We start from the raw sequence: 26,724 nt of genomic DNA, 5'->3' as shown, positions 1-26,724 counted from the left end.
CGGCAGGGGCGATGCCGTTCACCCGCCCTTGCTGGAGGAAATCGTCATGCACGTACTGCTCATCGAAGACGATGCCCTCGTGGCGTCCGGCATCCAGGCCGGCCTGGCCGTGCACGATTTCGCGGTCGACTGCGTCGACTCCATGGCTGCGGCGCGCCGTGCCCTGGAAACCGTGCGCAGCGATGTGGTGATTCTCGACCGTGGCCTGCCCGATGGCGATGGTTTGACCCTGCTGGAAGCGTGGCGCGAGGCGGGGTGCGACGTGCCGGTGCTGGTGCTCACGGCACGGGATGCCGTCAGCGAACGCATCGATGGCCTCGAAGGCGGAGCGGACGACTACCTGGTCAAGCCGTTCGACCTCGACGAACTGGTGGCGCGCCTGCATGCGCTGCTGCGCCGTGCCCGTGGGCGCGCTAGGCCGTGCCTGGTCCACGGTGGCCTGTCGCTGGACCCAGTCACCCGCGAAGTGACTCTCGATGGCCGGCCGGTGTCGCTGCCGCGGCGTGAGCTGATGTTGCTGGAAGCCTTCCTCAATGAACCGCGGGCCGTGCTCAGCGCCGAACGGCTCAAGGACAGCCTCTATGGCTTGGAAGAGGTCGAGAGCAATGCACTCAACGTCCACATCCATCACCTGCGTCGCAAGCTGGGCAACGAGGTGATCGAGACGGTGAGGGGGCTGGGTTTTCGCCTGGGCGTGCCCGAGCGGATCGGCGATGCGAACCGGCGTGCAGGCCGCTCGTCATGAGCCTGCGCCTGCGCTTGCTGCTCACGCTTGGGCTGACCTTGCTGCTGCTGTGGGGCGTGGCGGCTGCCTGGATGATGCGCGACCTGCACGAGGAGGTGGTGGCGACCCTGGATCAGCGTCTGGCTCAGTCGGCACGCATGGTGGCAGGGCTCATGGCACAGCTGCCGATAGACGTGTGGCAGCAGGCGGATCGGCGGGCGCTGTCGATTCCGCCCATCGAGGGACTGGCGTGCCAGGTGCACTCGCCACGCGGCGAGATCGTGGCACGCACCCATACCGACCTGGAGACGATTCTGTCCGCCGGCGAGCGCGGCCATGCCTACCGTGAGGCCGATGGCGTCACCTGGCGGGTGTTCACTTACGAGCGCGGCGGCCTGGTGATCACCACCGCCGATCGCATGGATGAGCGCAACCAACTGCTCGATGAAGTCGTGCGCGTGGCCGTGGTGCCTTTCATCGTGGCGTTGCTGGGCAGCCTGGCGGCAGTGTGGGCGGGGGTCGTGCGTGGATTGGCGCCGCTCGAGCGGCTGCGGGCAGCGCTGATGCAACGTCACTCGGAAGCCCTGGAACCGGTCGCCGAGCGCGGCGTGCCCGCCGAGATCCGCCCCTTTGTCGATGCGCTCAATGCGCTGCTGGTTCGCGTGCGCGGGGCACTCCAACGCGAGCAGCGCTTCACCGACGATGCGGCTCACGAGTTGCGCACGCCACTGACTGCCATCAAGACGCACCTGCAGGTCGCCCGGCGCGTTGACGGCGCTGCTTCCCAGCGCGCCATGGCGCATGCCGAGGAGGGCGTGGGGCGACTGTCGCGTACTCTGGATCAGCTGTTGATGCTGGCGCGGGTCGAGGGTCGCCTGGATGTCGATGACGAAGCGGGCTGCGAGCTGGCCGAGGTAGTGAACCTGGCCTGCCGCGATGTCGATCCAGCGGGGCGGGCGCATATCGTCTCGCCGGGGCGCTGGCCGCCGCATCGGCTGGCGCTGCCGCGGTCGCTGGCTGCGACGGCGCTGCGCAACCTGATCGAGAATGCGCTGCGCCACGGTGCCGAACCGGTCGCGCTCGAGGCTCGGTCCGAGTGCGAAGGGCGTATCACGCTGGTCGTGCGTGACCATGGCGAGGGGGTGTCCGAAGCGGAGTGTCGGCAGCTCACCCAACGGTTCTGGCGCGCCAGTCAGCAGCAGGGCAGTGGCCTGGGGCTCGCCGTGGTAGCGGCCATTGCCGAACGCTTCGGTGGTCGGGTGCGGTTCGCACGTGCGGACGAGGGCGGGCTGGAGGCCCGGCTGACGCTGCCGTTGATCCGGGAAGAAGGGGCTGCTGGCTAGCCGCATGCATCACGGCTGCGCGCCTCCCATCGCTTCCACCATGTCGTCCTCGTCGGGCACGCCCTCCAGACGCCTGACTCGGTCGCCGTCTCGGTAGAAGGTGGTGGGTGTGGCCAGCAGGTCGAGTTCGTCGAACAGCTGGTTGTTGCGATAGATGCGGTCCTCGATGTCGCGCGGCTGGGCGGCGGCCTCGATGGGGGCGTCGCCCTCGCTGTGGGCGGCCAGTGCGGCGGCGGGGTCGTCGGCGCCCAGCAGGCTGGCGGCCTTGGCGGGGCTGTCGGGTTCGAGAATGCCGACCATGATGTGGCGCAGCTGCACTTCGCCGGCGGCCACCCAGGGCCGGGTATCGTCCCAGAACTGCTTGCAATAGGGACAGTTGGGGTCGGTGAAGGTATACAGCACGCGCTCGGCATCGGCATCGCCGTCGACGATCCAATGGCTGGCGTCCAGTTTCTCCCACAGTGCGGCTTCCTGGGGAACGCGCACCCACTCGTCGAGTGCCGCCTTCGACAGGTCATTGCCCTGGGCGTCGACCAGCGTGCCGACGATGGCGTGTTCGCCGTCGCGGGTCAGGTAGATCGCCACTTCGCCGCCTTGATAGCTCGCCGCGAAACCGGTCAGGCCGTCGGGGGCGTCGAAGCGGCCGTGAATGGTCAGTCCCTGCTCGGTGAGAGCCTGTACCGGTGCCGGCCAGTCTTCCACGGCGAAAACGGGGAAGGCGCCGAGGAGCAGGCAGGTGCTGGCGCACCACAGCGGAAATCGGGGCATGGGGAAAATCCTTGTCGTAACCGGTACAATGTCGGGATCGTCAACCGGATGATGGCTGGATCGGCGGCCGTCGTCCATGTGGATGGACCTCGTCATGCATTGCCCCTTCTGTGGCACCCAGGATACGCGCGTGACCGACTCGAGACTGGTGGCCGACGGCGACCAGGTGCGTCGTCGTCGCCAATGCAGCGCCTGCGGCGAGCGGTTCACGACCTACGAAACGGCCGAGCTCGTCATGCCGCGGGTGGTCAAGGCCGACGGTTCGCGGGAGAGTTTCGACGAGCGCAAGTTGCGCGCCGGCATGCTGCGGGCACTGGAGAAGCGGCCGGTCAGCGCCGAGGCCATCGAAGCCGCCATCGAGCGGATTCGCCAGCAGTTGCGCGCACGCGGCGAACGCGAGATCGAGGCCCGCGACATCGGCGAGGCGGTGATGCGCTCGCTCGAGCAGCTCGACCAAGTGGCTTACATCCGCTTCGCCTCGGTCTATCGTCGTTTCCAGGACATCGACGAGTTCCGCGCCGAGATCGACCGGCTCGCCGAAGAGCCGCATGCCGACACGACCGATGGCGAGCCGCGCCGCTGAGGCGGCGTTGCACCCCGTTGCGCTGACTGAACCGGGAAGCGACATGACCGAGACCGACCCCGCTGCCTGGATGGCCCGGGCGCTGACGCTGGCCCGTCGCGGCCACTACACCACCGCCCCCAATCCCCGCGTCGGCTGCGTGCTGGTCGACCGGGGGCGTTGCGTGGGGGAGGGCTGGCACGTGCGGGCCGGCGAGCCGCATGCCGAGATTCACGCCCTGCGTGCGGCGGGCGAGGCCGCGCGGGGCGCTACCGCCTACGTCACGCTCGAACCCTGCTCCCACCACGGTCGCACCGGCCCCTGTGCCGTGGCGCTCGCCGAGGCCGGCGTGGCCAAGGTGGTGGTCGCCATGCAGGACCCCAACCCGGTGGTGGCCGGACGGGGCATCGGCATGCTGCGCCAGGCCGGTATCGAGGTCGAGGTCGGCCTGCTGGAAAGCGAGGCGCGTGCGCTCAATCCCGGGTTCGTCTCGCGCATGGCGCGCGGTCGTCCCTTCGTGCGCCTGAAGATGGCCATGAGTCTGGACGGCCGTACCGCCATGGCTTCGGGGGAGTCGCAGTGGATCACCGGTCCGCCGGCACGCACCGCGGTACAACGCCTGCGCGCCCAGTCCAGCGCGATCGTCACCGGCGTGGAGTCGGTGATCTTCGACAACTCGCGGCTGACCGTGCGGGCGTCCCAGCTCGATCTCGACGATGCCGAGGCCATTGCGGCCCGCCAGCCGCTGCGCGTGGTGGTGGATACCCGGCTGCGGTTGCCCGTGGCGGCGGCCTGCCTGCGCGAGCCGGGGCGCACCCTGGTGGCCACCGTGTCCGGCCACGATGCCGAACGCCGCGAGCGCCTGGAGGCGGCCGGTGCCGAGGTGGTCGTCTTCCCGGCCGGCGAGGACGGCCGAGTCGATCTGGCGGCGTTGCTGTGCCACCTGGCCGAGCACGAGCAGGCCAATGAGGTGCTGCTGGAAACCGGCGCCACGCTCGCCGGAGCCATGCTCGATGCCGGCCTGGTGGACGAGATGCAGCTGTTCGTGGCCCCGACCCTGTTGGGCGGCGAGGCGCGACCGCTGTTCGCCCTGCCCGGGCTCGAACGCATGGCCCAGCAGCGCCCATTGGAGATCCTCGACGTTCGTGCCGTGGGCCGCGACTGGCGGATCACGGCGCGGCCGGTTGCCACTGGCGCTGAAGGCCTCGCCAAGGTACCCTGACGCCCATTCACGGCGGGGCGTCGACCCTCGGCGACGCCGACGTTGCCGCCCGGTGACACCCCGTCACGCAGAACCAGTCGGAGATTCCATGGTGCAATCCGCCCCGGGGGGCCTCGCTCCCGTCGAAGCGCTGATCGAGGACATCCGCCAAGGCAAGATGGTGATCCTCATGGATGACGAGGATCGCGAGAACGAAGGCGACATCATCATGGCCGCCGAGAAGGTCGAGGCGGAGCACATCAACTTCATGGCCCGCTACGCCCGTGGTCTGATCTGCCTGCCGATGACACGCAGTCGCTGCGAGCGCCTCAAGCTGCCGCTGATGGTGAGCGACAACGGCTCCGGCTTCGGTACCAAGTTCACGCTCTCCATCGAAGCTGCCGAAGGCGTGACCACCGGCATCTCCGCGGCCGATCGCGCCCGCACCGTGCAGGCCGCGGTGGCGCGCGACGCCAAGCCCGAGGACATCGTCCAGCCTGGCCACATCTTTCCGCTGATGGCCGAGCCCGGTGGCGTGCTGCGCCGTGCCGGGCACACCGAAGCGGCCTGCGACCTGGCGGCCTTGGCCGGTCTCGACCCGAGCGGCGTGATCTGCGAAGTGATGAACGACGACGGGAGCATGGCACGGCGCCCCGAACTCGAGCGCTTCGCCGCCGAGCACGGCCTGAAGATGGGCACCATCGCCGACCTGATCCACTATCGCATCCACAACGAACAGACGGTGGAGCATCTGGAGGCCACGCCGGTCAGCACCGCTTTCGGCGAACTGACCCTGCACGTCTTCCGTGACAGCATCCAGAACGCCCACCACCTGGCCCTGGTCAAGGGTCGGCCGCACCCCGACAGCCTGACCACGGTGCGCGTGCACCTGGCCGACGTGATGCGCGACCTGCTCGCCCTGCAGAAGGGCGAGGGCGGCAGTTGGACGGCCCACAGCGCACTGAACGAGATCGCCGGCGCCGAGCAGGGCGTCTTCGTACTGCTCGACGACGGCCGGCCTCGCCAGGATCTGCTCGGGCATCTGGAGGTGTTCCTGGAGCGCAAGCGTGCACCGCGCACCAGCGACTCCGACGGCGCGGGCAACTACCTGACCATCGGCACCGGCTCGCAGATCCTGCGCCACCTGGGCGTGGGTCGCATGCGTCTGCTCAGTTCGCCGTGGAAGTTCTCGGCGCTTTCCGGCTTCGACCTCGAAGTGGTCGAGCTCGTGGGCCCGGGCGAAGCGGGGCGGGCGGCCACGTCGTCGGCCGAGCCCTGAGCGGGCGGCGACGCGGGTCCGACGGATACCGGCACTACACCATCGTTTTCAGCAGCACCATCGTCAGCAGGATAACCGGATGCATACCCTCTCTCAGTTGGAAGGCAATTTCGTCGACGTCGACGGCCGCTACGTGATCGTGGTGGGGCGTTTCAATCACCATGTGGTCGATAGCCTGGTGGAAGGGGCCGTGGACAGCCTGGTTCGCCACGGGGTGGATGCCGACGGCATCGACATCGTCCACGTTCCCGGCGCCTGGGAGCTGCCGCTGGCGGTCAAGCGTGTTCTGCAGGTGGTCCGCCCCGAGGCGGTGATCGCCCTGGGTGCCGTGATTCGCGGCGGCACGCCGCATTTCGAGTACGTGGCCGGCGGCTGCAACACGGCGCTGGGCAATCTGCAGCTCGAGTTCGACACCCCCGTCGCCAACGGGGTGCTCACCGTGAACTCCATCGAGCAGGCCATCGAGCGGGCCGGCACCAAGGCCGGCAACAAGGGCGCCGAGGCGGCCATGGCAGCCATGGAGATGGTCTCGCTGCTGCGCGGCTTCGGCGACGATACGCCAAGCGAGGGAGAGTCGACATGAGTGCCCAGCGCACCCCGCGCACGCCCTCGGCGGGTCAGCAGGCGCGCCACGCCGCCCGCGAGCTGGCCGTGCAGGGCCTCTATCAGTGGCAGATGACCGGCAAGCCGGTCACCGACGTAGAGGCCGAGTTTCGCAGCCTGCTGCCCGATGACGATCTCGAGGCGCACGAGAACTGGCTGAAGGTGATGGAAATCGCCGACCAGGCGCTGTTCCACGAGTTGCTGCACAACGTGATTCGCTTCCGCGAGGAGCTCGATGCGGCCATCTCGCCGCTGCTGGATCGTCGCCTGGTCGACCTCGACCCCATCGAGCTGGCCATCCTGCGTCTGGGAACCTACGAGCTCTCGCGACGCCTCGAAGTGCCCTATCGGGCAGTGATCAACGAGGGCGTCGAGCTGGCCAAGTCGTTCGGCGCCACCGATGGCCACAAGTACGTCAACGGCATTCTCGACAAGCTGGCCAGTCGCCTGCGCAGCGCCGAGGTCAGCGCGCGTCGTCGCTGAGGGTGCCCTGGTGGCCAGCGAATTCGACCTCATTGCCCGCCACTTCACCCCTGCCACGCTGCCTCCCGAGGCCGGCGTGGCGCTCGGCGTGGGTGACGATTGCGCACTCCTCGCTCCACGGCCCGGTCAGCGCCTGGCGGTGAGCGTCGACACCTCGGTGGCCGAGGTGCATTTTCCCGCTGCGGCGCCGGCCGAGGCGGTCGGCCATCGCGCCCTGGCGGTGAGTCTCTCCGATCTGGCGGCCGTGGGCGCCGAGACGCGCTGGTGCCTGATGGCGTTGTCCATGGCCGAGCCCGACGAGGCGTGGCTCGCCGACTTCGCGCGAGGCTTTCACGCTCTCTGTGCGGCCACCGGCACGGCGCTGGTGGGCGGCGACGTCACCGGCGGTGAGCTCGCCATCGGCGTCACCGTGATGGGCGAGGTGCCGCCGGAGCTGGCCCTGACGCGTAGCGGCGCGAGCGCCGGCGAGCTGATCGCCGTGACCGGCGCGCTGGGCGGGGGGGCCGGCGGCCTGGCGCTGTGGCAGCGCGGCGAGCGCGACCTGGCCCATCCGCTGCTGGCGCGTTACCTGCGACCCCAGCCGCGGTTGGCGGCCGGCCTGGCGCTGCGCGGCCTGGCCACGGCCGCCATCGACATCTCCGACGGTCTGCTCGCCGATCTGGAGCACGTGCTGGAAGCCTCCGGCGTCGGCGCGCGTCTCGAGCCGTCGGCCCTGCCGCTGGCCGAGGGGCTCGTCGCGGCGCTGGGTGACGACGCGGCCTGCCGGGCGGCGCTCGCCGGCGGCGACGACTACGAGCTGCTGGTCACGCTGCCAGCGGCGCGATTGACCACGGCCCGGCAGCGACTCGCCGATGTCGGATTGGCGCTGAGCGTCATCGGCGAAGTGAACGAGGCGCCGGGAATCGCCGGCGTCGACGCCTCGAGCGTGCGTGGCTGGCAGCATTTCGGGGCGCGTACTCCGAGGAGGCGCCCATGAACCGCGCACCGGCCAGCGTGTGGCATCGCCCCGTGCACTTCCTGGCTTTCGGGCTGGGCAGCGGAGCCCTGCCCTGGGCGCCAGGAACGGTGGGCACCCTGGCGGCCATTCCCTTCTATTGGCTGATGTCCGAACTGCCCCTGGGCTGGTATCTGGGCATCGTGATGGTGACCTTCTTCTGGGGCATCTGGCTGTGCGACAAGACGTCTCGGGATCTCGGCGTGCACGATCACTCGGGGATCGTGTGGGACGAGTTCGTCGGCTACTGGTTCACCATGGCCGCGGTGCCTTTCTCCTGGGAGGCGGCCCTGTGGGGGTTCGTGCTGTTCCGCGTCTTCGACGTCTTCAAGCCCTGGCCGATTCGCTGGGCGGACCGCCGCGTCGCCGGTGGCTTCGGCATCATGATCGACGACATCCTGGCCGGGATATATGCCTGGAGCACCATGCACCTGTGGCTGTGGCTTCACTGAGCGCGCCTCCAGCGTGAGAGCGCCGAGAACGGCGGTGGCTACACTCACCATGAGGATTGCCGGGTGAGGCGACAAGGAGGCCCCATGCGCAAGGAACGTCTCATCGTGCCCGTGCTGGTCGTGCTGTTGCTGGCCTGGCTGGCGGGGCAGGGCATTTCCAGCCTGCTCTTCGAGCGCGGAATGGCGCGTACCCTGGACGACCTTGCCGCCCGCGGCGAGTTGTCGGTGGAGCGCCACGACGTGGAGCGGGGCTGGTGGTCTTCCTCCGGCCGCATTCGCCTCGCGCCGCTGCTGGGGGATGCCTGGCAGCTCGAGCTCGGCTATGAGGCGCACCATGGCGTGCTCAGCACCGAGGTCTCGGGCAAGGCCGTCATCCGCTACGGCACCGACGGCACGCGGCTGTTCGGCGATTCCCTGCCGGCCGCCGCGCCGCGCTGGCAGGCCAGCTACCGCACGCTCAGCGGCATACTGGAAGGTGGGATTCGGCTGGAACCGTTTCGTATCACCCAGGAGGATCGCGAGCTGAACTTCGGCGGCGGCCAGTTCCATTTCAGCGGCGTCTATGGCGATTGGCGGCTGCAGGGGCGGCTGGACGAGTGGCGGCTCTCCGATGGCGATACGTGGCTGGCCTCGGGGCCCATGGTGCTCGACAGCCAGTATGCCTACACCGAGGGTGCCGAGGCCTTCACCCAGCAGGACCGCCTGGAGATCGCCTCGCTCACCTGGCACCAGCCCGGCCTCGATCTGGATGCGCACGATCTGGTTCTGGTCAACCGCATGATTCTGGACGACCGCGAGCTGCGCCTGCGTATCGACCTCGACCTGGGCGAGGTGTTGACCGCCGATCAGGTATTGCTCACTGGTGCCGTGGATGCCGAGCTGTCACGCCTGCACGGCGATTCTCTGCGCCGGACCATGCAGCGTCTGCGCAGCCTGGCCGCCAGCGGTGACCAGGCCCTCGACGGCCAGGCCCTGCTTGTCGAACTGGAACCGCTGCTGCTGGCCAGCCTTCAGGATTCGCCGCGCCTCGACCTGCTCGAACTCGATCTCGACAGCCCGATGATGAAGCTTTCCGCCCAGGTGGACGGGGCGCTGTTCTTCGATGGCAGCGACCTCGACGAGCTGAGCCTGGTGGGGCTGGACGATCCCGCGACTCGGGCGCGGTGGCGCCGTCGCCTCGACGGCGATTTCGTGTGGCACGAGCTGCCCACCGTGGTGGCGCTATGGCTCGGACTGCCACTGGATACCCGCACGCTGCAGATCGACGTCGCCCGCGGCCAGGTGAGAGTGAACGGGCGGCCGCTGCCACCCTTGCGTCGTTAGTCGCTTCACGACTTGAAGTCGGCGCTCTCTGCCCGCATTCCACAGGGCAATAGCTAATCGGCTTCAGGACGAGGATTCCATGAGCGAGCACGATCGGGACGACCAGGAATGGCAACAGGCACGTGAGGTGAACGACGAGACGCTGGCGCGTTCCGATGGCGAACGGGAAGAGTCCGCCGGCCAGGCGGTAGTGCCGGCCAGCGAGACCTTGCCGGAGCGCATCTACCTGCTGCCCATCCACAACCGCCCCTTCTTTCCCGCCCAGGTGCAGCCGCTGGTGATCAACCGGGAGCGCTGGGAAGAGACCGTGCGGCGGGTCGGCAACACGCCACATCACATTCTCGGCGTGGCCTTCGTGGGCGACATCGAGCCGGAAGAGCTCGGCCACGGCGCCTTTCCGCAGATCGGTACCGCCGTCAAGATGCACAAGCTGCACGGAGAAGACCAGCAGCTGCAGTTCATTGCCCAGGGCCTGCGCCGCTTCCGCATCCAGCGTTGGCTCTCCAAGGAGCCGCCCTATCTCGTCGAGGTGACCTATCCCCGCGAGCCGGTGGACGCCGAGGATGACGAAACGCGCGCCTACGCCATGGCGATCATCAACGGCATCAAGGAGCTGCTGCCGATCAATCCGTTGTATGGCGAGGAGCTCAAGCACTATCTCAACCGCTTCAGCCCCCACGAGCCGGGTCCGCTCACCGACTTCGCCGCCGCCATCACCTCGGCCAAGGGATACGAGCTGCAGGCCGTGCTCGACACCCTGCCGGTGCAGGCGCGCATGGAGCGCGTGCTGCCGCTGCTGCGCAAGGAGATCGACGTCGCCCACCTGCAGACGGAGATCAGCGAGCAGGTCAACGCCCAGATGCAGGAGCGCCAGCGCGAGTTCTTCCTGCGCGAACAGCTCAAGGTGATCCAGCGCGAGCTGGGCATCTCCAAGGACGACCGCGAAAACGACGTCGACACTTTCCGCGACCGCCTCGAGGGGCTCACGGTACCGCCCAAGGTGTTGACGCGCATCGAGGAGGAGCTCGACAAGCTCGCGGTGCTGGAAACCGGATCGCCCGAGTACGGCACCACGCGCAACTACCTCGACTGGCTGACGAGCATGCCGTGGGGCGTGCGCAGCGAAGACAAGCTCGATCTGGCTCAGGCAAGAACGGTGCTCGACCGCGATCATGACGGCCTCAAGGACGTCAAGGAGCGCATCATCGAGTTTCTTGCCGAAGGCACCTTCAAGGGCGACGTGGGCGGCTCCATCCTGCTGCTCGTCGGTCCGCCCGGGGTGGGCAAGACCTCGGTGGGCCGTTCCATCGCCGAGGCCCTGGGCCGCGAGTTCTATCGCTTCTCGGTGGGCGGCATGCGCGACGAGGCGGAGATCAAGGGGCATCGGCGCACCTACATCGGTGCCATGCCCGGCAAGCTCGTCCAGGCGCTCAAGGAGGTCGAGGTCGAGAACCCGGTGATCATGCTCGACGAGGTCGACAAGCTCGGCCAGTCGTTCCAGGGCGACCCGGCCTCGGCGTTGCTCGAGGTGCTCGACCCGGAGCAGAACGTCGACTTCCTCGACCACTACCTGGACGTGCGCCTGGATCTCTCCAAGGTGCTCTTCGTGTGCACCGCCAACACCCTGGACTCGATCCCCGGCCCATTGCTCGATCGCATGGAGCAGATCCGCCTCTCCGGCTACATCGCCGAAGAGAAGATGGCCATCGCCAAGCACCACCTGTGGCCCAAGCTGCTCAAGCGCGACAACATGCCGAAGAAGCGCATCAACCTCACCGATGCCGCTCTGCGACAGGTGATCGAAGGCTATGCCCGCGAGGCCGGGGTGCGTCAGCTCGAGAAACAGCTGCACCGCATCGTGCGCAAGGCGGCGGTCAAGCTGCTGGAGCACGACCAGCAATCGGTACGGGTCTCGGTGAACAACCTGGAGACCTTTCTCGGTGCGCCGCTGTTCCGCAAGGAGCGGGTGCTCGAGGGCGAGGGCGTGGTCACGGGGCTGGCCTGGACGGCCATGGGCGGGGCCACCCTGCCCGTGGAAGCGGGCAAGGTCCACGGCCTGGACCGCGGTTTCAAGCTCACCGGCCAGCTCGGCGACGTCATGAAGGAGTCCGCCAACATCGCCTACAGCTACGTGCTGGGGCACCTGACCGATTACGGGGCCGATGCCGATTTCTTCGATTCCGCCTTCGTGCACTTGCACGTGCCGGAGGGCGCCACACCCAAGGACGGCCCCTCGGCCGGGGTCACCATGACCACGGCACTGCTGTCGCTGGCTCGTCACCAGGCCATCGATCGGTCGCTGGCGATGACCGGCGAGCTGACCCTGACCGGCCAGGTGTTGCCGGTGGGCGGCATCCGCGAGAAGGTCATCGCCGCCCGGCGCAGCGAGATCTTCGAGGTGATTTTGCCCGACGCCAATCGCCGCGACTACGATGAGCTGCCCGACTACCTCAAGGAGGGCATGACGGTGCACTTCGCCAAGCGTTATCGGGACGTGGCCAAGGTGGTGTTCGGCTAAGTTCGGCGGCGAGCAGCGAGCCTCGGGACACGGGCCACGAGCGCGAGACACGAGATAAGGGTTTCGGGTTGTGGGGTTCGGGGGGCGAGTTAGGCTATCGCCCGCAGCCCGCAGCCCGCAGCCCGCAGCCCGCAGCCCGCAGCCCGCAGCCCGCAGCCCGCAGCCCGCAGCCCGCAGCCCGCAGCCCGTCCTTGTGGCAAGGCTGGGCCGCTCGTGACAGAATCGGTGGTCCGACTGGACACTAGACCGTTAGGTCATTCATGAATGGCCCGAGACGGCGTGACTGAGCACGAGAGGACACCATGCCCGAGTATCGTTCCCGCACCACCACCGCCGGCCGCAACATGGCCGGCGCCCGCGCCCTGTGGCGCGCCACCGGCATGAAGGACGACGACTTTCACAAGCCGATCGTCGCCGTGGCCAACTCCTTCACCCAGTTCGTGCCCGGCCACGTACACCTGAAGGACATGGGGCAACTGGTGGCCCGCGAGATCGAGAAGGCCGGCGGGGTGGCCAAGGAGTTCAACACCATCGCGGTGGACGACGGCATCGCCATGGGCCACGACGGCATGCTCTATTCGCTACCCAGCCGCGACATCATCGCCGACAGCGTCGAGTACATGGTCAACGCCCACTGTGCCGACGCCCTGGTGTGCATCTCCAACTGCGACAAGATCACCCCGGGGATGCTGATGGCGGCCATGCGCCTCAACGTGCCGACCATCTTCGTCTCCGGCGGCCCCATGGAGGCGGGCAAGACCAAGCTGCTCGACCACGGCCTCGACCTGGTGGACGCCATGGTGATGGCCGCCGACGACAGCGTCGACGACGCCACCCTGGCCGAGGTGGAGCGCAGCGCCTGCCCCACCTGCGGCAGCTGCTCGGGCATGTTCACCGCCAATTCCATGAACTGCCTCACCGAGGCGCTGGGCCTGGCGCTGCCGGGCAATGGCACCATGCTCGCCACCCATGCCGACCGCCGCCGGCTGTTCGAGAGCGCCGGCCATCGCATCGTCGAGCTGGCCAAGCGCGTCTACGAAGGCGACGAAGCGCACCTGCTGCCCCGTGCCATCGGCTCCCAGGCGGCGTTCAAGAATGCCATGACGCTCGACATCGCCATGGGCGGGTCCACCAACACCATCCTGCACCTGCTGGCCGCCGCCCAGGAGGCGGAGATCGATTTCACCATGGCCGACATCGACCGCCTGTCGCGGGAGGTGCCGCAGCTGTGCAAGGTCGCGCCCAACACCCAGCAGTACCACATCGAGGACGTGCACCGCGCCGGCGGCATCATGGCGATCCTCGGCGAGCTGGACCGTGCCGGCGTGCTGGATACCCGGGTGCCCACCGTTTACGGCGACACCCTGAAGGCGGCGCTGGAAGAATGGGACATCATGCGCTCGCCGAGCCCCGAGGTGGTGGAGTTCTTCAAGGCCGGCCCCGGCGGCGTTCCCACCCAGACGGCCTTCTCGCAGAGCGCCCGCTGGCCGAGCCTCGACGGCGACCGCGCCACCGGCTGCGTGCGAGACCTGGAGCACGCCTTCTCCCGGGAAGGGGGCCTGGCCGTACTCTACGGCAACATCGCGCGCGACGGCTGCGTGGTGAAGACCGCCGGCGTCGACGACTCCATCCTCGTGTTCGAGGGCCCGGCTCACGTGGTCGAGTCCCAGGATCAGGCCGTGGAGCACATCCTCGGTGGCTTGGTGAAGGAAGGCGAGGTGGTCGTCATCCGCTACGAAGGGCCCAAGGGCGGCCCCGGCATGCAGGAGATGCTCTACCCGACCTCGTACCTCAAGTCCAAGGGGCTGGGCAAGGCGTGCGCACTGCTCACCGACGGGCGCTTCTCCGGCGGCACCTCCGGTCTCTCCATCGGCCACGTTTCGCCGGAAGCGGCGGCGGGCGGCGCCATCGGCCTGGTCGAGAGCGGCGACGTCATCCGTATCGACATCCCCAATCGCCGCATCGACGTCACGCTCTCCGACGACGAGCTGGCCGCACGGCGCGAGTCGATGGAGGCGAAGGGGAGCGACGCCTGGAAGCCAGTCATCCAGCGTGATCGCAAGGTTTCGGCGGCACTCAAGGCCTATGCCTTGCTGGCCACCTCCGCCGACAAGGGTGCGGTGCGCGACCTCACCAAGCTCGACTGAGACACGCTGGCAAGGAAGCAGTTACATGAAGCAGCAGACCTATGGCGTCGGCCTCGTCGGTTTCGGTGTCGCCGGCCGCCACTTTCACGCTCCACTGATCCAGGCCACGCCTGGGCTCGAGCTGCTGGCGGTCGCCAGCAGTCGTGCGGATGCCGTCCAGGAGGCGCTGCCCGGCGTCGAGGCGGTGCCCAAGGCAGCCGCGCTGTTCGCGCGGCGCGATATCGACCTGGTGGTGATCGCCACCCCCAACGAAACCCACTTCCCGCTGGGCAAGGCCGCCCTGGCGGCGGGCAAGCATCTGGTGATCGACAAGCCGCTGACGGTGTCGGTTTCGGAGGCGCGGTTGCTCAAGGCCCAGGCGGAGAAGGCCGAGCGGATGCTCAGCGTCTTCCACAATCGGCGCTGGGACAGCGATTTCCTGACGCTCCAGAAACTGCTCGAGGCGCAAACCCTGGGCCGGCCGGTATCGCTGGAGCTGCGCTTCGACCGTTTCCGCCCCCAGGTGGTGGACCGCTGGCGCGATCACCACAAGCCGGGCAGCGGTATCTGGTACGACCTGGGTGCGCACCTGCTCGACCAGGCGCATGTCTTGTTCGGCATGCCCAAGGCCATTTTCCTGGAGCTGGCGGCTGCCCGGGACAAGGCCGAGGTCGACGATGAATTCCTGGCGCTGCTCGACTACGAAGACATGCGCGTGACGCTTCAGGCGAGCTCGCTGGTGGCCGAGACCACGCCGCGACTGGCGGTGCACGGCACGCGGGGCAGCTTCGTCAAGTACGGAGCCGACCCTCAGGAGCGCTGGCTGCGGGAAGGGCGCTTGCCCGCCCCGGCCTGGGGGGAAGACCCGCAGCCCGGCGAGTTGCTGCTCGACCAGGGAGAGGAAGGCGAGGTGTCGCTGGTGCGTCAGGCGCACCCCGCGGTACCCGGCGACTACCCCGCGTTCTACGCCGGCATCGTCGACGCCCTGGCCGGTGAGGCTGCGCCGCCGGTGAGCGTCGATCAGGCCCTGGCGGTGATGACGCTGATCGAAGCCGGACTCGACAGCTACCGCCAGGGGCGCTGGATTCGCCTGCGCGAAGAGGGCGGGCCGCGCCATCTGAACGGCCTGGGGCGTTGAGCTACCAGCTCAGCGGCGATTCGTTCGACTGGCGCTGACGCAGGGCGTCGCGGGCGATGTACAGTGCGGCGATGGCACGCGCCTCGTGGAAGTCCTCGCGCAACAGCAGCGCCGGAAGTTCCTCCAGCGCGTGGGTCTCGACGATCAGCGGCTCGGGTTCGTCGCCGGGCAGGCGCCTGGGGTAGAGGTCGGTGGCCAGCAGCACCTGCATGCGGTGGCGCATGTAGTTGGGTGCCAAGGATAGTTCCACCAGCGGCTCGATGTGCTCCGCCCCGAAGCCGCACTCTTCCATCAGCTCGCGATTGGCCGCGCTGATCACGTCTTCGCCGGGGTCGACCAGCCCCTTGGGCAGGGTCAGCACGTAGTCTTCGAAACCGGCGGCGTACTCGCGGATCAGCAGCACGTGGTCGGGGTCGGGCATGGCGACGATCATCACCGCACCCTGGTCGCTGCCGGTCAGGCGTTCGAAGGTGCGCTCGGCGCCGTTGGCGAAGCGCAGCTCGAGCGACTCGACGTGAAACAGCCGGCTCTTCGCCACCGATTGGCACGACAGCACCTGTGGCTTGCGGGGCCAGGGGGTCTCTGACATGGGAACTCCGTTTCTGTCATGAAGTCTGGCTGATACACTACCACGCTTGCCCCTGACCGCACGCCACCTGGAGCCGCGATGATCGACTGGCGCGCCATCGATACCGTCCTGCTGGACATGGACGGCACCCTGCTGGACCTGCACTTCGACAGCCATTTCTGGCTCGAGCACCTGCCGCGTCGCTACGTGGAGCTGCACCGCCTGGACGACGCCACCCAGGAGCGTGTGCGTGCGCGCATCATCCGCGAGAAGGGCACGCTGAACTGGTACAGCCTGGCCTACTGGAGCCGTGAGCTGGGCGTCGACGTGCTGACGCTCAAGCGTGAGGTGCAGCATCTGATCGGCCTGCGCAGCGATGCCCTGGATTTCCTCAAATGGCTCAAGAGCGCCCATCCGCGAGTGGTTCTGGCCACCAATGCCGACCGCGAGAGCCTGGCGCTCAAGCTGCCGTTGACCGGGCTGGAAGCCTATCTGGACGCCATCGTCTCCTCGGCGGATCTGGGCGTGCCCAAGGAGGCCCAGGCGTTCTGGTTCGCCCTGCAGGAGGTCGAGCCCTTCGATCCGGCGCGCACGCTGTTCATCGACGACAACGTTAGCGTGTTGGAAAGCGCCCGGGAGTTCGGCATCCGCCATCTGCTCGGCATCAAGCAGCCCGACAGCACGCGTCCGGAGAAGGAGCTCGAGGAGTTCATCGCCCTGGATCGCTTCGCCACCATTCTGCCCCGGGAACTGCCGCGCGAGGCGCGCCGCGATGCCGAGGGGGAAGCGTGAGCGGCGTGCGGCTCGACAAGTGGCTGTGGGCGGCGCGCTTCTTCAAGACGCGCCAGCTGGCCAAGAAGGCCATCGAAGGGGGCAAGGTGCATTACGACGGCGGGCGCGCCAAGACCAGCAAGACCGTCGAGGTGGGAGCCCTGATCCGGGTGCCCCAGGGCTGGGACGTCTGGGAAGTGGAAGTGCTGGCGCTCTCCGACCAGCGCCGCGGTGCCCCCGAGGCGCGCGAACTCTACCGCGAGACGCCGGAAAGCGTCGAGCGGCGCGCTCGCGAAGCCGAGGCGCGGCGCCTCACCAACCAGGCCATGCAGCATCCGCTCAAACGCCCCGACAAGAAGCAGCGACGCGAGATCAAGCGTTTCCAACGCCGCCAGGGCGAAGACGACTAGCCCGAGAGATTCGAGAGACCATGACCGACCAGATCCAACGCTTCCTGTTCGAGCGCACCAACGTGCGTGGCGAGATCGTCACCCTCGAACGCGCCTACGCCGACGTGCTCGAGCGTCATGCCTACCCCGCTGCCGTCAACCGGCTGCTCGGCGAGCTGCTGGCGGCGGCAGCCCTGCTCACCGATACCGTCAAGCTCGATGGCATTCTGAGCCTCGAAGTGCGCGGCCAGGGCGCACTCTCGCTGCTGATGGCCGAGTCCAATCCCGGCGGTGAGATGCGCGCCATCGCCCGCCTGAGCGAGGAGACCGAGCTGCCGGCAGGCGACGCGGCTTTTCGCGATCTGGTGGGCGACGGCCAGATCGTGATCACCCTGGACCCGCGCGAAGGCAATCGCTATCAGGGCATCGTGGCGCTCGACCACGACAGCCTGGCGGGTTGTCTGGAAGCCTATTTCGCCCAGTCCGAACAGCTGCCCACCCGGCTGTGGCTGGCTGCCGACGGGGTGAGCGCCGGCGGGCTACTGCTGCAGCGCCTGCCGGACGAGTCGCTCAATCAGGATGACGATGCCTGGGCGCGAACCGTTCATCTGGCAGAGACGCTGAGCGAGGATGAGCTGCTGGGCCTGCCCCAGCACGAGCTGCTGCATCGCCTTTATCACGAAGAGACGGTGCGCGTGTTCGAACCCAAGGCGCTGCATTTCGGTTGCACCTGCTCGCGCGAGCGGATCGCCCAGGCGCTGCTGACGCTGGGTGCCGAGGAGGTTCGCGACATCCTCGCCGAACAGGGGGTCGTCGAGACCCAGTGTCACTTCTGCCACACCTGCTACCGCTTCGGCGTCGCCGAGGTCGAAGCGCTGCTGCAGGGCGACGACGCCACGCCGCCGACGTTGCACTGAAGGGCCGCTTCGAGATACGGGTTTCGGGTTTCGAGGGGCGAGTTAGGCTATGGCCCGCAACCCGCAACCCGCAACCCGCAACCCGCAACCCGCAACCCGCAACCCGCAACCCGCAACCCGCAACCCGCAACCCGCAACCCGCAACCCGCAGCAACGCTGCACAGCAGCATGGCTCGTGCGACAATCTGCCGCGAAGTGGTCCCGATGTAGTAGTAAAACTACAAGAACTTCGGCCAACGGCAGCGTTCCCCATGGCCTCGCTTTTTGCCATAATGGCGCCCGCTTTTCGGCCGATTGCCCTGCTCATATAACAGCGACAAGTACGGTGACCCCCTCGGGAGCGATCGGAAACCCCTTAGCAAATGGCGTGCTCAGCGCCAGGCCCACGAGAGAACCGGCCGCAAGGCCCAGGAACCGACATGACCAAACCTCGAGTCGCCCCCCAAGCCCACGCCAACCTCAGCAGCGCCGAACTCATCGAACGAGCGGTGTTGCGCGGCGAAGGCCGCCTGGCCGCCAATGGCGCCCTGGTGGTGAACACCGGCGAGCGCACCGGTCGCTCGCCCAAGGATCGCTATATCGTCGATGAGCCCTCCACCAGCGCCCAGATCGACTGGGGCAGCGTCAACCGCCCCTTCGATGCCGACAAGTTCGATGCCCTGTGGGGGCGCGTGGAAGACTACCTGAGCAGCGACGAGCATTTCGTGTCCGAGCTTCACGTGGGCAGCGACCCGCAGCACTATCTGCCGGTTCGGGTGACTACCGAGACCGCCTGGCACAACCTGTTCGGGCGTACCATGTTCGTGCGGCCCACCGCCTACAATCCTGCCACCAAGAGTGAGTGGGCGATCCTCAACGCGCCATTCTTCGAATGCGATCCGGCTCGCGACGGCACCAACTCCAACGGCACCGTGATCATCAACTTCGCCCAGCGCAAGGTGCTGATCGCCGGCATGCGCTACGCCGGCGAGATGAAGAAGGCCATGTTCTCGGTGCAGAATTTCCTGCTGCCGTCTTCCGACGTGCTGCCCATGCACTGCAGCGCCAACGTCGGCGAAGACGGCGAGACCACGCTGTTCTTCGGTCTTTCCGGCACCGGCAAGACCACGCTTTCCGCCGACCCGGCACGCTATTTGATCGGTGACGACGAGCACGGCTGGGGCCCCGGCACCGTGTTCAACATCGAAGGCGGTTGCTATGCCAAGTGCATCGACCTCTCCGAAAAGAACGAGCCGGTGATCTGGAACGCCATCAAGTTCGGCACCGTGCTGGAGAACGTGGTTCTCGACGATCGTCGCGAGCCCGACTTCGCCGACGACAGTCTGACCCAGAACTCGCGGGCGGCCTATCCGCTGGAGCACGTCGACAAGCGCGTTCCCGAGAACCGCGCCGGCGAGCCCAACGCCATCATCTTCCTCACTTGCGACATGAGCGGAGTGCTGCCGCCGGTGTCGGTGCTGTCCAAGGAAGCGGCGGCGTATCACTTCCTTTCCGGTTACACCGCCAAGGTGGGGTCCACCGAGATGGGCTCTTCCAGCGGCCTCGAAGCCACCTTTTCCACCTGCTTCGGCGCGCCTTTCTTTCCGCGTCCGGCCCGCGAGTATGCCGATCTGCTGATCAAGCGCGTGGCCGAGAAGGACGCTCAGGTCTACCTGGTCAACACCGGCTGGACCGGCGGTGCCTACGGCGAGGGCGGTTCGCGCTTCTCCATTCCCACCACGCGTGCCATCATCAGCGCCATCCAGTCCGGCGTGCTGCGCGAGGTCGAGACCCAGCGCATCGCTGGGCTCAATCTCGACGTGCCCACCGCGGTACCGGGCGTCGATACGCGCTTGCTCGACCCGCGCGAGACCTGGGAGGACAAGGCCGCCTACGATCGCAAGCGGGACGACCTGGCCGCCAAGTTCGTCGACAACTTCAAGAAGTTCGACGGCGTCAGCGAGGCCATCGTCAAGGCGGGGCCGAGTCTCGTCTGAAGCTTCTTGGGGCCGAACCGCCGCGGACGATCGCGGTCATAACGGGGAAGGGCGCAGGCCCTTCCCCGTCTGCGTTGGAATCCATGCCATCCGGGGTGGCCGTCACCCCGCAGGAGGCAGATCATGCAACGTCGCCATTTCCTGGGGCTGATCGGCGTGACCGGTGCGGCCACGCTGATTCCCGGCGTGAGCCTGGGCTTCGTCCGCCTGAACCTGGAGCGCGCCGAGGACATCGAGCCGCTCGAGCTCTCCGAAGCCGAGTGGCGCGAGCGACTCACCCGCGATGAGTTCTGGATACTGCGCGATCACGGCACCGAAGAGCCGTTCTCCAGCCCACTGGATGCGGAGACGCGCGAGGGCGAATATCGCTGCGCCGGGTGCGACCTGCTGCTGTTCACCAGTGCCATGAAGTACGACTCCGGCACCGGCTGGCCGAGTTTCTTCGAGCACGTGGAAGGGCATCTGCTCAGCCAGCTCGATTTCAGCATGCTGCTGCCTCGCACCGAGTATCACTGCGCGCGCTGCGGCGGCCACCAGGGCCACGTCTTCGACGACGGCCCCGACCCCACCGGGCTGCGCTGGTGCAACAACGGGTTGGCGCTGACCTTCGTGCCGGCGGCTACCTGAATCCCTCCACGATATGCCGCGCCAGGCCATCCACGGCGGGTGAGTTGGCCTCGGGCGAGCGCAGCAGCACGATGGAGCCCTCTGGCAGCGAGGGAAAATCGTCGGCCTCGCCGACTATGCGCATGCCCGGGGTGACCAGGCTCTTCATCAGTGCGGAAACGGCAAGCCCGGCGCCAACCACGGCCTGCAGGGTGGCGAGGCTGGGGCTCGAGTAGGCGATGCGATACTGGCGTCCGGCGCGGGTCAGGGCGTTGCAGGCGTGGCGCCGGCAGAAGCAGGGCTCCTCGAACAGCGCCAGCGGCAATGGCGACTGGCGATGTACGGCATGGCTCTCCGCCACCACCCACACGGTCTCCTCGCGACGCAGGATGGTGCCGATCTCCTGGCCTACCTCGCAGGTCACGATGCTCAGGTCGAGACTGCCCTGCTGACGTCCGAGCAGCTCCGATGAAGGGGCGCACTGCACCTCGACGTCGACCAGCGGCCAGCTCTGGGAAAAGGACTTGAGGATGCCCGGCAGAAAGCGCATGACGAAGTCATCGGGCACGCCGATCCGCACCCGACCGATCATCTCCGGCTTGCGCAGCTTGTTGAGCGCCTCGCCCTGCAGGTCGAGGATGCGGCGGGCATAGCCGAGCAGCGTGGTGCCCTCGCTGGTCAGGTGCATCTGGCGTCCCTGGCGTTCGAACAACGGGCGCTGGATCACGTCCTCCTCGAGCCGCTTGATCTGCATGCTGACCGCCGACTGGGTGCGGTTGACCGCCTGGGCCGCGCGGGTGAAGCCGCCATGGTCGACGATGGCGACGAAGGTGCGTAGCAGCTCATGATCGATGGTGTGGAGCATGATTGGTTTCCATCATTTCTGCTGATGCATGGCATTAGAAGTATTTGTTGGATTGATTTTATCGGCTCAGCGAGACTTTCTCCATCACTCGACATGACCCGGAGGAAACCAGACATGAGGGCCCCCAATCGCTGCTACGATGCTTCATCCTGCGATGCGTCTGGTTGCGTTGAGAGCGCTCAGCGCTTCATCTCGTTGCCGTGGAAGTGGATGCGCCGCTTGAGCCACCTGATGCAGTTGCGCCGCGAACGTAACCAACTGCTGGAGCTCAGCGATCACCAACTGCGCGATATCGGACTGACTCGCCGCGACGTGGCTCGCGAGGCGCGCCGCTACCCGTGGGACGTCAGCGGCTGGCGTCGCTGATCGCGGCGGCGACGGCGTGGCGTTTGTGGTACCTTGGCGCGATCTTTCGTTGTCGCAATACCAAGGAAGTCATGGACGCCACGACCCGGATCATTTCGCGCCTCGCCGAGGAGCTCGCCGTTCGCCCGCAGCAGGTGTCGGCCACTGTGGAGCTGCTCGACGGCGGCGCCACCGTGCCCTTCGTCGCCCGCTACCGCAAGGAGGTCACCGGCGGGCTCGACGACACCCAACTGCGCCAGCTGGACGAGCGCCTGCGCTACCTGCGTGAACTCGAGGAGCGCCGAGAGGCGGTGCTCGCGGCGATCGACGAGCAGGGCAAGCTCACGACTGAACTCGAGCGGCTGATCCAAGCCGCCGACACCAAGCAGCGCCTGGAAGATCTCTATCTTCCCTACAAGAAGAAGCGTCGCACCAAGGCCCAGATCGCCCGCGAGGCGGGCCTCGAGCCGCTGGCCGAGGCGCTGCTGGCCGACCCCAGCCTCGACCCCGAAGCCGAGGCGGCGAAGTACCTGCGCGCTGCCGACGGCGACATTCCTGCCATCGAGGATGCCAAGTCCGCCTTGGATGGGGCCAGGCAGATCCTCATGGAGCGCTTCGCCGAGGATCCCGAACTGGTCGGCGCGCTGCGCGAGCGGCTGTGGAGCGAGGGCGAACTCAGTGCGCGCCTGCTCGAGGGCAAGGAGCGCGAGGGCGCCAAGTTCTCCGACTACTTCGAGCACGACGAAAAACTCGCCAAGGTGCCTTCGCACCGTGCTCTGGCGATGTTCCGCGGCCGCAACGAAGGGGTGCTGACGCTCGCCATCCGTCTGCCCGGCGAGGACGAGGCGCCCATTCACCCCGCCCAGGTCGCCATCGCCAGGCACTTCGACATCCGCGACGAAGGACGGCCCGCCGACAAGTGGCTGCGCGACGTGGTGCGCTGGACCTGGCGGGTCAAGCTCTACACCCACCTGGAGACCGAGCTGCTGGGCCGGCTGCGCGAGCGCGCCGAACTGGAAGCCATCGACGTGTTCGCCGCCAACCTCAAGGATCTGCTGCTCGCCGCCCCGGCGGGGCAGAAGGCGACGCTGGCCATCGACCCCGGCCTGCGCACCGGCTGCAAGGTGGCGGTGGTCGACGCCACGGGGCAGTTCCTCGAACACGCCACCATCTACCCTCATGCCCCGCGCAACGCCTGGGACGCCTCGCTCGCCGAGCTGGCCAAGCTGGTGGACAAGCACGACGTGACGCTGATCGCCGTGGGCAACGGCACGGCGAGCCGCGAGACCGACAAGCTGGCCGGTGATCTGGTCAAGCTGTTCGCCGGAAAAAGGGCATTGTCGAAGGTGATGGTCAGCGAGGCCGGCGCCTCGGTCTACTCCGCCTCCGAGTACGCGGCCCGCGAACTGCCGGATCTCGACGTCACCATTCGCGGTGCCGTCTCCATCGCCCGGCGGCTGCAGGACCCGCTGGCCGAGCTGGTCAAGATCGAGCCCAAGTCCATCGGCGTGGGCCAGTACCAGCACGACGTCTCCCAACTGCAGCTGTCGAAGAGCCTCGAGGCGGTGATCGAGGATTGCGTGAACGGCGTGGGGGTCGATCTCAACACCGCCTCGAGCGCGCTGCTCTCCCGGGTGGCCGGCCTCAGCCCGGCGCTGGCCGAGGCCATCGTGGCGCGACGCAACGCCGAAGGCGCGTTCACCAGCCGCCAGCAACTGCTCGACGTCAGCCGCCTGGGGCCCAAGACCTTCGAGCAGTGTGCGGGCTTCCTGCGCATCATGAATGGCGACAATCCGCTGGACGCCAGCGCCGTGCACCCGGAGGCCTATCCGCTGGTGGAGCGCATTGCCGAGCGCAGCGGCAGACCGTTGGCCGGGCTGATCGGCGACAGCGCCACCCTCAAGGCGGTAAAGCCCGCCGACTTCGCCGACGAACGCTTCGGCGTGCCCACGGTGACCGACATCCTCGCCGAACTCGACAAGCCCGGCCGAGACCCGCGCCCCGAGTTCAAGGCCGCCGAGTTCCGCGAGGGAGTGGAGACCCTCAAGGACCTGGAGCCGGGGATGATCCTCGAGGGCAGCGTCACCAACGTGACCCACTTCGGTGCCTTCGTCGACATCGGCGTCCACCAGGATGGTCTGGTGCACATCTCGGCGCTCTCCGAGCGCTTCGTCGAGGATCCGCGCTCGGTGGTCAAGGCCGGCGACATCGTCAAGGTGAAGGTCATGAGCGTGGATCTCGAGCGCGCACGCATCGGCCTGAGCATGCGTCTCGACGACCAGCCGGGCGAGGAGGGCGGCAAGTCCCGCCGTGGCGGCGAAGGGCGCAACGCCAAGGGCGGCAAGCCGCCGCGCAAGGGGGCCCGGCGCGAGGAGCGGCAGGGCGACGCCGGCGGCTCGCTGGGGGCGCTCGGCGAGGCGCTACGCCAGGCGCAGCGCGGCAAGTCTTGAACCCGGCGAGCGCGCCGTCATACTGGGCACCATGGCATTCGGCCGCTGAGTTCGGCCGATTCGTTTCGACAGGCTGCTGGGGCAGCCAACAGATGGGATTTCAGTCTTGGCCGATTCACTGACCGCCACCGTTTCGCGTCTCTCGACCTTGGCTCGCCAGCGACGCTTCGGCTCTCTCCGGCGTGGTGTCGAGAAGGAGGGGCTGCGCGTCGATCAAGAGGGGCGTATCGCTCGGACGCCTCATCCCTCGGCGCTGGGTTCCAAGCTGACGCATCCGCACATCACCACCGACTACTCCGAGGCACTGCTGGAGTACATCACTCCGGTCTATTGCCGTCCGGCGGATGCCGTGGCCTTTCTCGCCGACCTGCACCGCTTCAGCTATCGCCATCTGGGCGACGAGCTGATCTGGCCGGGTAGCATGCCGGCGCGCCTCGACGGCAACGACAGCGTGACCATCGCCGACTACGGCACCTCCAACGTCGGGATGATGAAGCACGTCTATCGCCGCGGGCTGGACGTGCGCTACGGGCGCATCATGCAGGCCATCGCCGGCGTGCACTACAACTTCTCGCTGCCCGACGAGCTGTGGACGGCGCTGCGCGACATGGATGGCGCTGCGGACACGCCGCTGGACGACTACCGTTCGGCGCGCTACTTCGGGCTGATTCGCAACTTCCGGCGCCACAGCTGGCTGCTGCTCTATCTGTTCGGAGCCTCGCCGGCGCTCGATCGTAGCTTCCTGCCGGACGGCCGTGTCCCCGACAAGCTGGAGCCCCACGGTCGCGATACCCTGATCTCGCGCTACGCGACCAGCCTGCGCATGTCGGACCTCGGCTACCAGAACAAGGTGCAGGCGCAGCTCAAGATCTGCTTCAACTCGCTGTCCAACTACGTGGGCACCCTGCGTCACGCCATCAGCACGCCGTGGCCGACCTACCAGGCACTGGGCGTCCGCGAAGACGGCCGGTGGCACCAGCTCAATGCCAACATCCTGCAGATCGAGAACGAGTATTACAGCGACATTCGCCCCAAGCGGGTGGCACGCCACGACGAGACGCCGAGCCAGGCGCTCGAGGCGCGCGGCGTGGAGTACATCGAAGTGCGCTGTCTCGACCTCGACCCCTTCAATGCGCTGGGCATCGACGAAGCGCGCATGCACTTTCTCGACGTCTTCCTGATGTGGTGTCTGCTTTCCGAGAGCCCGTGGATCCCCGACGACGAGTGCGACCGCCTGGACGACAATCGCCAGCGGGTGGTGGAGCGCGGTCGCGACCCCGAGATGCGCCTGGAGCACGATGGGCGGCGCCGTTCGGTGGCGGAGTGGGGCGGCGAGATCTTCACCGAACTCGCCCAGGTCGCCGAGCTTCTCGATGCCTCGGTGGAGGGAACGCCGCATGCCGATGCCCTGGAACGGCTCGAGCCGAGTCTTCGCGATCCCGCATTGACGCCCTCCGGCCGCCTGCTGGCACGCCTCGATGAGACCGGCGAAGAGTTCGTCGATGCCATGCTGGCGCTGGCGCGCGAGCAGGCCGCTCAACTGCGCGCCGAGTCGCTGGACCCCGCCCGCGAGGCATTGTTCGCCGACCTGGCAGCCACTTCGCATCGTCAGCAGCGGGACATCGAGGCGGCCGAACGCGAGACTTTCGAAGTCTTTCTCGACCAGTACTTCGCCCGTGCCCGTGAGCCTCGCATGGCGGCGGCCGGGCACTCACCCGCCATGCAGCGTGCCGGAGACGCCTCGTGATGACCTCTCTTCGTCGCTGGCGCGTGCGCCAGTGGAGCCTGGCCGGCCTGGCTTTCTGCGTGCTGATGATGGCCGTGGCGTTGTTTCTCGAACACGTGGTGGGGCTGGCGCCCTGTCCGCTGTGCATCTTCCAGCGCGTTGCCGTGCTCTCGGCGGCGGCAGTGTTTCTCGTGGCGGCGCTGCACGACCCGGCGGGACGGCTCGGTGCCGGCGTCTACGGTGCTCTGTCGCTGGCGGCCGTGCTGGGCGGCGTCGGCGTGGCCTGGCGCCACCTCTGGCTGCAGTCGCTGCCGCCCGACGAAGTACCCAGCTGCGGCCCCAGTCTGGATTACATGATGGACATCCTGCCCCTGCAGGAAGTGGTTTCCATGGTGCTGTCCGGCTCCGGCGAGTGTGCCAACATCGACTTCCTGTTTCTCGGCGTCTCGCTGCCGGGCTGGACGCTCGTGGGCTTTCTGGTGCTGGCGCTGGCGCCGCTGGGGCTGCTATATCGTTCCTGGATCGTTGAACGCCGGTGATGGCACCGACGCATCGGGATTGACAGCGACCATGGCCGCGAGCGAGTCTGAGCGAGGT

At 67.7% G+C, this 26,724-nt stretch carries 25 protein-coding genes; 22 read left to right on the top strand and 3 right to left on the bottom strand.

Features of this window, described 5'->3' with window-relative positions:
• Positions 1-46 precede the first annotated feature (46 nt).
• On the top strand, positions 47-745 hold the full coding sequence (locus tag BLP96_RS16390; RefSeq protein WP_089688321.1) for a response regulator: 699 nt from the start codon (positions 47-49) through the stop codon (positions 743-745).
• A complete protein-coding gene (locus tag BLP96_RS16385) occupies positions 742-2,067 on the top strand; it encodes an ATP-binding protein (protein WP_089688318.1) in 1,326 nt (441 codons plus the stop codon). Before BLP96_RS16390 ends, BLP96_RS16385 begins: the two co-directional genes overlap by 4 nt.
• A gap of 9 nt (positions 2,068-2,076) precedes the next feature.
• Here BLP96_RS16385 and dsbG read toward each other — a convergent pair whose 3' ends face one another.
• Positions 2,077-2,835, bottom strand: coding sequence for a thiol:disulfide interchange protein DsbG (dsbG, locus tag BLP96_RS16380; RefSeq protein ID WP_089688316.1), 759 nt, complete (start codon positions 2,833-2,835; stop codon positions 2,077-2,079).
• A 94-nt stretch (positions 2,836-2,929) separates the two neighbouring features.
• Between dsbG and nrdR the strand changes: the two genes are divergently transcribed.
• The 11 genes from nrdR (at position 2,930) to BLP96_RS16325 (ending at position 15,514) form a co-directional block, all read left to right on the top strand.
• A complete protein-coding gene (gene nrdR / locus BLP96_RS16375; RefSeq protein WP_089688411.1) occupies positions 2,930-3,418 on the top strand; it encodes a transcriptional regulator NrdR in 489 nt (162 codons plus the stop codon).
• A gap of 43 nt (positions 3,419-3,461) precedes the next feature.
• Positions 3,462-4,619, top strand: a complete 1,158-nt coding sequence (gene ribD, locus BLP96_RS16370) for a bifunctional diaminohydroxyphosphoribosylaminopyrimidine deaminase/5-amino-6-(5-phosphoribosylamino)uracil reductase RibD (protein ID WP_089688314.1) — start codon at positions 3,462-3,464, stop codon at positions 4,617-4,619.
• Between the two features lie 88 nt (positions 4,620-4,707).
• Positions 4,708-5,877, top strand: a complete 1,170-nt coding sequence (gene ribBA, locus BLP96_RS16365) for a bifunctional 3,4-dihydroxy-2-butanone-4-phosphate synthase/GTP cyclohydrolase II (RefSeq protein WP_089688312.1) — start codon at positions 4,708-4,710, stop codon at positions 5,875-5,877.
• 79 nt (positions 5,878-5,956) lie between these two features.
• Positions 5,957-6,460 carry a 6,7-dimethyl-8-ribityllumazine synthase gene (ribH, locus tag BLP96_RS16360; RefSeq protein WP_089688310.1) on the top strand — a complete coding sequence of 168 codons (504 nt, stop codon included), beginning with the start codon at positions 5,957-5,959 and terminating at the stop codon, positions 6,458-6,460.
• A complete protein-coding gene (gene nusB / locus BLP96_RS16355; protein ID WP_089688308.1) occupies positions 6,457-6,963 on the top strand; it encodes a transcription antitermination factor NusB in 507 nt (168 codons plus the stop codon). The genes ribH and nusB overlap by 4 nt, the downstream gene beginning before the upstream one ends.
• Before the next feature lie 10 nt (positions 6,964-6,973).
• Complete coding sequence (gene thiL / locus BLP96_RS16350; protein WP_089688306.1) at positions 6,974-7,939, top strand: thiamine-phosphate kinase; 966 nt, start codon at positions 6,974-6,976, stop codon at positions 7,937-7,939.
• Positions 7,936-8,409 carry a phosphatidylglycerophosphatase A family protein gene (locus tag BLP96_RS16345; protein ID WP_089688304.1) on the top strand — a complete coding sequence of 158 codons (474 nt, stop codon included), beginning with the start codon at positions 7,936-7,938 and terminating at the stop codon, positions 8,407-8,409. The genes thiL and BLP96_RS16345 overlap by 4 nt, the downstream gene beginning before the upstream one ends.
• Positions 8,410-8,493: 84 nt before the next feature.
• The gene (locus tag BLP96_RS16340; RefSeq protein ID WP_089688302.1) at positions 8,494-9,732 is read left to right on the top strand and encodes a DUF945 family protein; all 1,239 of its coding nucleotides are present in this window, start codon (positions 8,494-8,496) and stop codon (positions 9,730-9,732) included.
• A 79-nt stretch (positions 9,733-9,811) separates the two neighbouring features.
• Positions 9,812-12,250, top strand: a complete 2,439-nt coding sequence (gene lon, locus BLP96_RS16335; protein ID WP_089688299.1) for an endopeptidase La — start codon at positions 9,812-9,814, stop codon at positions 12,248-12,250.
• Between the two features lie 302 nt (positions 12,251-12,552).
• Positions 12,553-14,397, top strand: a complete 1,845-nt coding sequence (ilvD, locus tag BLP96_RS16330; RefSeq protein ID WP_089688297.1) for a dihydroxy-acid dehydratase — start codon at positions 12,553-12,555, stop codon at positions 14,395-14,397.
• 25 nt (positions 14,398-14,422) lie between these two features.
• Entirely contained in the window at positions 14,423-15,514 is a 1,092-nt protein-coding gene (locus BLP96_RS16325; RefSeq protein ID WP_089688295.1) for an oxidoreductase, read from the top strand.
• Position 15,515: 1 nt separating this feature from the next.
• Here the strand turns inward: BLP96_RS16325 and nudE are convergent, their stop codons facing one another.
• On the bottom strand, positions 15,516-16,103 hold the full coding sequence (gene nudE, locus BLP96_RS16320) for an ADP compounds hydrolase NudE (RefSeq protein WP_089688293.1): 588 nt from the start codon (positions 16,101-16,103) through the stop codon (positions 15,516-15,518).
• 78 nt (positions 16,104-16,181) lie between these two features.
• Between nudE and yrfG the strand changes: the two genes are divergently transcribed.
• The 5 genes from yrfG (at position 16,182) to msrB (ending at position 20,762) form a co-directional block, all read left to right on the top strand.
• A complete protein-coding gene (gene yrfG, locus BLP96_RS16315; protein ID WP_089688291.1) occupies positions 16,182-16,874 on the top strand; it encodes a GMP/IMP nucleotidase in 693 nt (230 codons plus the stop codon).
• Complete coding sequence (hslR, locus tag BLP96_RS16310) at positions 16,871-17,263, top strand: ribosome-associated heat shock protein Hsp15 (RefSeq protein WP_089688289.1); 393 nt, start codon at positions 16,871-16,873, stop codon at positions 17,261-17,263. The genes yrfG and hslR overlap by 4 nt, the downstream gene beginning before the upstream one ends.
• Before the next feature lie 20 nt (positions 17,264-17,283).
• Entirely contained in the window at positions 17,284-18,159 is an 876-nt protein-coding gene (gene hslO / locus BLP96_RS16305; protein WP_089688287.1) for an Hsp33 family molecular chaperone HslO, read from the top strand.
• A 419-nt stretch (positions 18,160-18,578) separates the two neighbouring features.
• Positions 18,579-20,135, top strand: coding sequence for a phosphoenolpyruvate carboxykinase (locus BLP96_RS16300; protein ID WP_089688285.1), 1,557 nt, complete (start codon positions 18,579-18,581; stop codon positions 20,133-20,135).
• A gap of 123 nt (positions 20,136-20,258) precedes the next feature.
• A complete protein-coding gene (gene msrB, locus BLP96_RS16295) occupies positions 20,259-20,762 on the top strand; it encodes a peptide-methionine (R)-S-oxide reductase MsrB (RefSeq protein WP_089688283.1) in 504 nt (167 codons plus the stop codon).
• Here the strand turns inward: msrB and BLP96_RS16290 are convergent.
• The gene (locus BLP96_RS16290) at positions 20,755-21,606 is read right to left on the bottom strand and encodes a LysR substrate-binding domain-containing protein (RefSeq protein WP_089688281.1); all 852 of its coding nucleotides are present in this window, start codon (positions 21,604-21,606) and stop codon (positions 20,755-20,757) included. The two genes, msrB and BLP96_RS16290, sit on opposite strands and share 8 nt — an antisense overlap.
• A gap of 114 nt (positions 21,607-21,720) precedes the next feature.
• Between BLP96_RS16290 and BLP96_RS16285 the strand changes: the two genes are divergently transcribed.
• The 4 genes from BLP96_RS16285 to BLP96_RS16270 all read left to right on the top strand — a co-directional run bounded on the left by BLP96_RS16285 (position 21,721) and on the right by BLP96_RS16270 (position 26,666).
• A complete protein-coding gene (locus tag BLP96_RS16285) occupies positions 21,721-21,972 on the top strand; it encodes a DUF1127 domain-containing protein (protein WP_089688278.1) in 252 nt (83 codons plus the stop codon).
• A gap of 71 nt (positions 21,973-22,043) precedes the next feature.
• Positions 22,044-24,401 (top strand): Tex family protein, encoded by a 2,358-nt coding sequence (locus BLP96_RS16280; RefSeq protein ID WP_089688276.1) that lies wholly within the window; start codon positions 22,044-22,046, stop codon positions 24,399-24,401.
• Positions 24,402-24,507: 106 nt separating this feature from the next.
• A complete protein-coding gene (gene gshA / locus BLP96_RS16275; RefSeq protein ID WP_245682291.1) occupies positions 24,508-26,148 on the top strand; it encodes a glutamate--cysteine ligase in 1,641 nt (546 codons plus the stop codon).
• Positions 26,148-26,666, top strand: coding sequence for a disulfide bond formation protein B (locus BLP96_RS16270; protein ID WP_089688273.1), 519 nt, complete (start codon positions 26,148-26,150; stop codon positions 26,664-26,666). Before gshA ends, BLP96_RS16270 begins: the two co-directional genes overlap by 1 nt.
• Positions 26,667-26,724 lie beyond the last annotated feature (58 nt).

Source organism: Billgrantia gudaonensis, from assembly GCF_900100195.1.
In the GTDB taxonomy this organism is placed as follows: Bacteria; Pseudomonadota; Gammaproteobacteria; order Pseudomonadales; family Halomonadaceae; genus Halomonas; species Halomonas gudaonensis.
The sequence above is the reverse complement of the archived record's forward strand: the minus strand, read 5'-3'. Positions and strand labels throughout refer to the sequence as shown.

Bases quoted from the DNA above. Each gene is read 5' to 3' on its own strand.
- BLP96_RS16340 (WP_089688302.1), top strand. From the start codon at position 8,494: ATGCGCAAGGAACGTCTCATCGTGCCCGTGCTGGTCGTGCTGTTGCTG.
- BLP96_RS16290 (WP_089688281.1), bottom strand. From the start codon at position 21,606: ATGCTCCACACCATCGATCATGAGCTGCTACGCACCTTCGTCGCCATC.
- ilvD (WP_089688297.1), top strand. From the start codon at position 12,553: ATGCCCGAGTATCGTTCCCGCACCACCACCGCCGGCCGCAACATGGCC.
- ribH (WP_089688310.1), top strand. From the start codon at position 5,957: ATGCATACCCTCTCTCAGTTGGAAGGCAATTTCGTCGACGTCGACGGC.
- nudE (WP_089688293.1), bottom strand. From the start codon at position 16,103: ATGTCAGAGACCCCCTGGCCCCGCAAGCCACAGGTGCTGTCGTGCCAA.
- lon (WP_089688299.1), top strand. From the start codon at position 9,812: ATGAGCGAGCACGATCGGGACGACCAGGAATGGCAACAGGCACGTGAG.
- BLP96_RS16270 (WP_089688273.1), top strand. From the start codon at position 26,148: ATGACCTCTCTTCGTCGCTGGCGCGTGCGCCAGTGGAGCCTGGCCGGC.
- BLP96_RS16280 (WP_089688276.1), top strand. From the start codon at position 22,044: ATGGACGCCACGACCCGGATCATTTCGCGCCTCGCCGAGGAGCTCGCC.
- nusB (WP_089688308.1), top strand. From the start codon at position 6,457: ATGAGTGCCCAGCGCACCCCGCGCACGCCCTCGGCGGGTCAGCAGGCG.
- dsbG (WP_089688316.1), bottom strand. From the start codon at position 2,835: ATGCCCCGATTTCCGCTGTGGTGCGCCAGCACCTGCCTGCTCCTCGGC.
- BLP96_RS16345 (WP_089688304.1), top strand. From the start codon at position 7,936: ATGAACCGCGCACCGGCCAGCGTGTGGCATCGCCCCGTGCACTTCCTG.
- nrdR (WP_089688411.1), top strand. From the start codon at position 2,930: ATGCATTGCCCCTTCTGTGGCACCCAGGATACGCGCGTGACCGACTCG.
- hslO (WP_089688287.1), top strand. From the start codon at position 17,284: ATGACCGACCAGATCCAACGCTTCCTGTTCGAGCGCACCAACGTGCGT.
- BLP96_RS16300 (WP_089688285.1), top strand. From the start codon at position 18,579: ATGACCAAACCTCGAGTCGCCCCCCAAGCCCACGCCAACCTCAGCAGC.
- yrfG (WP_089688291.1), top strand. From the start codon at position 16,182: ATGATCGACTGGCGCGCCATCGATACCGTCCTGCTGGACATGGACGGC.
- msrB (WP_089688283.1), top strand. From the start codon at position 20,259: ATGCAACGTCGCCATTTCCTGGGGCTGATCGGCGTGACCGGTGCGGCC.
- ribD (WP_089688314.1), top strand. From the start codon at position 3,462: ATGACCGAGACCGACCCCGCTGCCTGGATGGCCCGGGCGCTGACGCTG.
- BLP96_RS16285 (WP_089688278.1), top strand. From the start codon at position 21,721: ATGAGGGCCCCCAATCGCTGCTACGATGCTTCATCCTGCGATGCGTCT.
- ribBA (WP_089688312.1), top strand. From the start codon at position 4,708: ATGGTGCAATCCGCCCCGGGGGGCCTCGCTCCCGTCGAAGCGCTGATC.
- BLP96_RS16325 (WP_089688295.1), top strand. From the start codon at position 14,423: ATGAAGCAGCAGACCTATGGCGTCGGCCTCGTCGGTTTCGGTGTCGCC.
- BLP96_RS16390 (WP_089688321.1), top strand. From the start codon at position 47: ATGCACGTACTGCTCATCGAAGACGATGCCCTCGTGGCGTCCGGCATC.
- BLP96_RS16385 (WP_089688318.1), top strand. From the start codon at position 742: ATGAGCCTGCGCCTGCGCTTGCTGCTCACGCTTGGGCTGACCTTGCTG.